This is a genomic window from Mycobacterium sp., from assembly GCF_049585075.1.
GTDB lineage: Bacteria > Actinomycetota > Actinomycetes > Mycobacteriales > Mycobacteriaceae > Mycobacterium.
The window spans coordinates 1-5,478 of record NZ_JBAUZA010000421.1 but is presented as its reverse complement, the minus strand read 5'-3'; the positions used below and the strand labels follow the sequence as shown (position 1 = coordinate 5,478).

Genomic DNA, 5,478 nt, shown 5'->3' with positions numbered 1-5,478 from the left:
CCCTGAATTTCGACACCCCAGCCCAACGCCTAGCCGCCCTCCTAGAAGAGGCAGCCTGACCGATGTTGCACTAACCACTTGACTTTGAGCGCGATTCGCGTACAACAACCCCACGTTCGGCGGCCGGGCAATCGCACATCAGCGAGGATTCAGCGCGGCAGATGACGGGTAGCCCGTCAGGCATGCGCGCAGAAGAAGGCGACGAAACCGTCGACGAACTTGCGGACGAAGCTGCAAAAACAAAGAAAGAGCTCAAAGAATCCACCGAGACTGGCAAGCAGGTCCAGGAAGAGTCGGAGAACCCCGGTAAGCATCGCAAAGTGTGACGGCGGTCATTGCGTTCGCCGTCAAAACTATTGACAATTTGTCAATGATCCGGCCGATCTTGATGCTGCCCCGGTGCGCAGCAGTCCTGCTGATTTCCGCGGCATCGTTTTCCTTGACCAACCCGGCCGCCTCGGCCACCAACGGCGGAACCGTGGTTCCGCTGAGAAGTGTGCTGCGGGCGTGCGATTTCAGCCCGATCAACGGCGGAGCGCCGCAGAATAATGCCTCAGCCTCATCGGTAATCCGAGTAAACGGGGCCACGGTCGCGGCCGAGGTGCACTTGTCGAACCCCGGTTCGGCGAGCACCCACTACGACGTCAGCCTGATCCAGGCGCCTCGGGCATCGAATTCGCCGTGCCGTTTCGCGGGCCCGGGTGTGGCGGTGGGCGGTCTTGATCTCGATCCGGGCGGCCAGGCGACGACCACCGTTCAAGACGCCGTCCAGTCGGGCACGACCGGGGTGTGGGTTTTTATCCAGCGCCCAGCCGAGTCTGCCCAAACGCCAGCCGAGTTCTACACGTCTGACTTCGTCGCGCCGGTCTAGCCTCTCGGCGAATAGGTAGGGCCGCCACCGACGCGACCACAGTCGCCGGCCTTGCGGCCCTACGGCTGTTAGGCGTTGATCGCGGTCTTTTGGCCGTTGTGGCCGATCTCAATGCGCCGCGGCTTGGCCCTTTCTGCGACCGGGATCGTCAACCGCAAGACGCCGTCGTGGTAGTTGGCCTCGATCTTGTCGGTGTCGAGGTTTTCGCCCAGGAACAACTGGCGGCTGAACACCCCGCGGGGGCGTTCGGCAGAGAGCATTTCGCGGTTCTGGTCGAGCTCCGGACGCTCGGCGCGCACCGTCAGCGCGTTACGCTCGACGTTGAGATCAAGCGAATCTTCCTTTACGCCGGGCAGATCGAACTCGACGATGAACTGGTCGCCGTCTCGCCAGGCATCCATGGGCATCACCGCCGGCCGAGCAGCCGTGCCGAGTACCTGTTGCGTCCAGCGGTCGAGGTCACGGAATGGATCTGTACGCATCAATACCATGTTTCACCTCCCGGTTAGGGCAGACGATCTATGTCTGCGGAAATAGTTTTGTGATACCACCGCGCGGACACTTCCGCAAGTATTCAGCCGAAAGTTTTCCGTCCGACTGGACAACTTATTCGATGGTGAGCAACGCGTGATCGATATACGGAAGCCGCTCGGGTGGTGTTGTGCCCTGGATCGCGGCCAGGAACCGCTCCGCCAGCTCACGCAGCTTGATGTTGGTTTCCTGGGAACGCCACGCCAAAATGTCAAACGCTCGTTCTGCGGAGACCCCGTAAGCGGCCATCAGGACACCCTTGGCTTGCTCGATATTGGCCCGGGCAGCTGCGGCTTCAGAGAGGACTCTGGTGATATCAGATTGGATCGCCTCAGTGACATCGATGTAGAACCCCGAGGTGCCGATCACCCTTCCCGCGTCACCGACCATGCTGTCGCCTGCGACGACCACACAGTGTTCGTGCCCGGCGGTATCGATGATGCGATGCCGACTGCTAAACGGCTCCCCTTCAAGGACCCGGTGCAACACCGCGGCGTCCTGCTCGCGATCTTCAGGGTGTTGGTGCCGCAGCAACAGTTCGGTCGTGGGTGTTACGACGCCCGGTTCATAGCCGTGCATGCGGGCCACCGCATCCGACCACTCCCAGCGGTGCCCGTCGAGGAAGAACCGGAACCTGCCGACGCGTTGCGGTGCGCCGGCGCCCAAGACAGCGTCGACCGCGTCCAGGTCGTCGGCCACGTCGGCGGTGAGCGTCTGCCCGGCCGGTTGTGAGCCATTGCCGTCGAACTGGGTGCCTGGGGCGCTGTCCTCAGATTCCCGCAGCCGGGCCGTGTGCTTTGACATCCCCTTAACCTGCCCTCCGACGGTTGATAATTTATGTCTAACGATATAGTTTTGTCATGTCAGCTGGAATCATTTTTATTCCAGTACCCTGTGATCGAACGGGTCAAACGGGAGGGACGCTTGGCTGACGCAGCGATATCGCGCTCGACGCGCGGTGTGTATGGGATCTCGGTTGCGGCCGAGCTGTCGGGACTCGGTCCGCAGACGCTGCGACTCTACGAGCGTTTGGGCTTACTGACCCCGGCCCGCACCCCCGGCGGCACCCGCCGCTACAGCGACGACGACCTGCACCGGCTTAAGCAGATTTCCGAATTGGTCGACCAGGGCGTCAACCTCGCCGGCATCGCCCGCATCTTGGATCTTGAGCACCGGAATAGCACGCTGGAGTCCCACAACGCCCAGCTGCAATCTGACAACGCCGAATTGAAAGCCACTCAACGAGCCAGGTCGCCGAAGGCCCGGACTAAGTCGCGCTCATCTCGCTAGACCCGGATTCGGCGAGGCCGCAACTATGCCGCAATCAGTCGCCTCACCGAGCTCAAGGCTAGCGACCCGCGCCGGTCTGATCTGCCCGGCGCGCAACCTAGATCGGGAGCAGTCCGTGCTTGCGGAGGACCCGCCCGTGTAACTGCTTGTCTCGCAACAGGTGCAGCGACCGGCGCAGCAGCAGACGCGTCTGGTGTGGCTCGATGACCGCGTCGATGAACCCGCGCTCGGCGGCAATCCACGGAGTGGCCATATTGAGGTTGTAGCCCTCGATGAAGTCTTTCTTGATCGCCTGCGCCTCGGGTGTGGTCGGATCGGGGAATCGCTTCATCAGCAACTGCGCAGCGCCGTCGGCCCCGATGACCGCGATACGCGCGGTGGGCCAGGCGAAGTTGAGGTCGGCGGTCAGCTGCTTGGATCCCATGACCGCGTAGGCGCCGCCGTAGGACTTGCGGATGGTGATCGTCACCTTCGGTACGTCGGCCTCGACGACCGCGTACAGGAATCGCCCGCCGCGCTTGATGATTCCGTTCTTCTCCTGCTCGACACCGGGCAGAAAGCCCGGAGTGTCGACGACGAATACCAGAGGTACGTAGAACGCGTCGCAGAACCGGACGAACCGGGCAGCCTTGTCGGAGGCCTCGTTGTCGATCGAACCGGACATGTAACTCGGCTGATTGGCCACCACGCCGACCGGCCGACCGTCGACCCGGGCGAACCCGGTGATGATGGATTGGCCGGCCTGGGCTGCGACGTCGAGGAAGTCGCCGTCGTCGAAGATCCGCAACAGGATCTCGTGCATGTCGTAGGCGGTGTTGTCAGAGTCTGGCACGATCGAGTCGAGTTCCAGGTCGGTCGCAGTAATCTCGGGCTCTAGTCCGGGATTGACCAGCGGCGCCGGGTCGAAGCAGTTCGACGGCAGGAACGACAAGAAATCGCGCACATACTGGAACGCGGCCGCCTCGGACTCCACCACCTGATGGATGTTGCCGTAGCGGGCCTGGGCGTCGGCGCCGCCCAGCTCGTCGAGGGTGACATCCTCGCCGGTGACATCCTTGATCACGTCCGGGCCGGTGACGAACATATAGCCCTGGTCGCGTACCGCAACTACCAGGTCGGTTTGGATCGGCGAATAGACCGCTCCCCCAGCGCATTTGCCGAAGATCAGAGAGATCTGCGGCGCCAATCCACTCAGCAAGTCGCCGCGGCGACCGAGCTCGGCGTACCAGGCCAGCGATGTGACCGCGTCCTGGATGCGGGCGCCGGCGGAATCGTTGATGCCGATGATCGGGCAGGCGACCATCGCGCACCACTCCATCAGCGCGGCGACCTTACGGCCGAACATCTCACCGACCGAGCCTTGGAACACCGTCTGGTCGTGCGAGAACACCCCAACCGGCCGGCCGTTGATGGTCGCGCGTCCGGTCATGCAGCCGTCGCCGAACAGCGCGTTGGGGTCACCCGGCGTCCGCGCCAATGCCCCGATCTCCAAGAAGCTGCCCGGATCGACCAGATCGTAGATGCGGGAGCGAGCACTCGGGAGGCCCTTCTTCTCGCGTCGTGCGATGGCCTTCGGATCCCCGGGTTCCTTGGCCAGCTCCAGCTTTTCGTGAAGTTCAGCCAGCAGCTCGGCGGTGGTCTTGGTCGTCACTTACGCCTCTTTCTGCTCTGCATCAATCTTGTTGAGCGCCTGGGTCATGTGCGCGCCGACCTTGGCGATGATCGGCTCGTCGATGGCCTGGATGTGTTCGCCGCCGATCGGCACGATCTCGAGATCGGAGATGTAGTCGCCCCAGCCGCCGTCGGGCTTACGGGTGGCGTAGCGCGGCTCGAACGTGATCGCGTCGTCGTGGTAGCGGTCGGCCATGTACAGCGTGACGTGACCGTCGTAAGGCTGGACCTGGACGGTGTCGATCGCGCGGTTGTCCAGGTACGACGTGCGCTGATGCTCGATGATCCCGCCGGGGATCTGCACGCCGCTGGCCTTGACGGCCTCCAACACGAACCTGACCTGTCCCTCGTCGTCGAGCTCTTCCAGCTGCTCGTAAGGGATTTCGGGGATCTCGATGTTGAAGGTCCGCTCGGCGAAGCGGGCGTAGCGCTCCCAGCGTTTGCGGGTCTCCTCTTTAGTCTGCGGGATTTCCTCCCCGGCGCGCACCGCGTCGATCAGCCCGACAAAGGGCACATCGCAGCCCTGTTGGCGCAGCCCGATCGCGCAGGCGTAGGCCAGCACCCCGCCCAGCGACCAGCCCACCAGGATGAACGGTCCGTCGCCCTGCAGCTCGCGTAGCTTCGGAACATATTGCGCGGCACGCTCTTCGATGGTGCCCTCGACGCGCTCGAAACCGTACATCGGGATGTCTGGCGGTAGGCGGTTGAGCAGCGGCTCGTAGACCACCGTCGATCCGCCCGCGGGGTGGAACACGAATACCGGTGGCTTGGTTGATCCTTCGGGCCTGGCACGGATGGTCCGCACGAAACCGTCGACCTGGCCGGCCTCCAGGTGTTCACGGACCGCGGTCGCCAGCTCTTCAATCGTTGTGGCGGCTTTCACGTCGTCTGGGCTGATCGTTCCCTCGGCACGCTCAGAAAGCCGTTGCGCCATCTTGGTGGCGGCATCGTCGTCGAGCTTCGGCAACGTGTTGAAGATGCCGCCCGCGGATTTGCCCGTGACGATCGCCCACGTGGCGAACGTGACCCGCTCGGCAGCATCGCGCGGCGGCACATCGGAACTGAGCGCCTCAGCGACCGCCTGCTGGTTGAGCGCCTGCGCGGCAGCCGCCAGG

Annotated in this window: 7 protein-coding genes; 3 read left to right on the top strand and 4 right to left on the bottom strand. The window is 63.5% G+C overall.

Annotated features, from left to right (window positions below):
* The first annotated feature begins 182 nt into the window (after positions 1–182).
* Together WB785_RS19930 and WB785_RS19925 are read left to right on the top strand one after the other, a co-directional pair.
* Positions 183–326, top strand: a complete 144-nt coding sequence (locus tag WB785_RS19930) for a hypothetical protein (protein WP_424081069.1) — start codon at positions 183–185, stop codon at positions 324–326.
* Between the two features lie 44 nt (positions 327–370).
* Positions 371–871 (top strand): hypothetical protein, encoded by a 501-nt coding sequence (locus WB785_RS19925; RefSeq protein WP_424081068.1) that lies wholly within the window; start codon positions 371–373, stop codon positions 869–871.
* Positions 872–939: 68 nt separating this feature from the next.
* Here the strand turns inward: WB785_RS19925 and WB785_RS19920 are convergent, their stop codons facing one another.
* Together WB785_RS19920 and WB785_RS19915 are read right to left on the bottom strand one after the other, a co-directional pair.
* A complete protein-coding gene (locus WB785_RS19920) occupies positions 940–1,362 on the bottom strand; it encodes an Hsp20/alpha crystallin family protein (protein WP_424081067.1) in 423 nt (140 codons plus the stop codon).
* 115 nt (positions 1,363–1,477) lie between these two features.
* Complete coding sequence (locus WB785_RS19915; RefSeq protein ID WP_424081065.1) at positions 1,478–2,206, bottom strand: PAS and ANTAR domain-containing protein; 729 nt, start codon at positions 2,204–2,206, stop codon at positions 1,478–1,480.
* A gap of 120 nt (positions 2,207–2,326) precedes the next feature.
* On the opposite strand from WB785_RS19915, the gene WB785_RS19910 reads away from it, so the two are divergent.
* Entirely contained in the window at positions 2,327–2,692 is a 366-nt protein-coding gene (locus WB785_RS19910) for a heat shock protein transcriptional repressor HspR (protein ID WP_424081063.1), read from the top strand.
* A gap of 97 nt (positions 2,693–2,789) precedes the next feature.
* Here the strand turns inward: WB785_RS19910 and WB785_RS19905 are convergent, their stop codons facing one another.
* Together WB785_RS19905 and WB785_RS19900 are read right to left on the bottom strand one after the other, a co-directional pair.
* A complete protein-coding gene (locus WB785_RS19905) occupies positions 2,790–4,343 on the bottom strand; it encodes an acyl-CoA carboxylase subunit beta (protein WP_424081061.1) in 1,554 nt (517 codons plus the stop codon).
* On the bottom strand, positions 4,344–5,478 hold a 1,135-nt coding region (locus WB785_RS19900; RefSeq protein WP_424081059.1), incomplete at its 5' end, for a thioesterase domain-containing protein.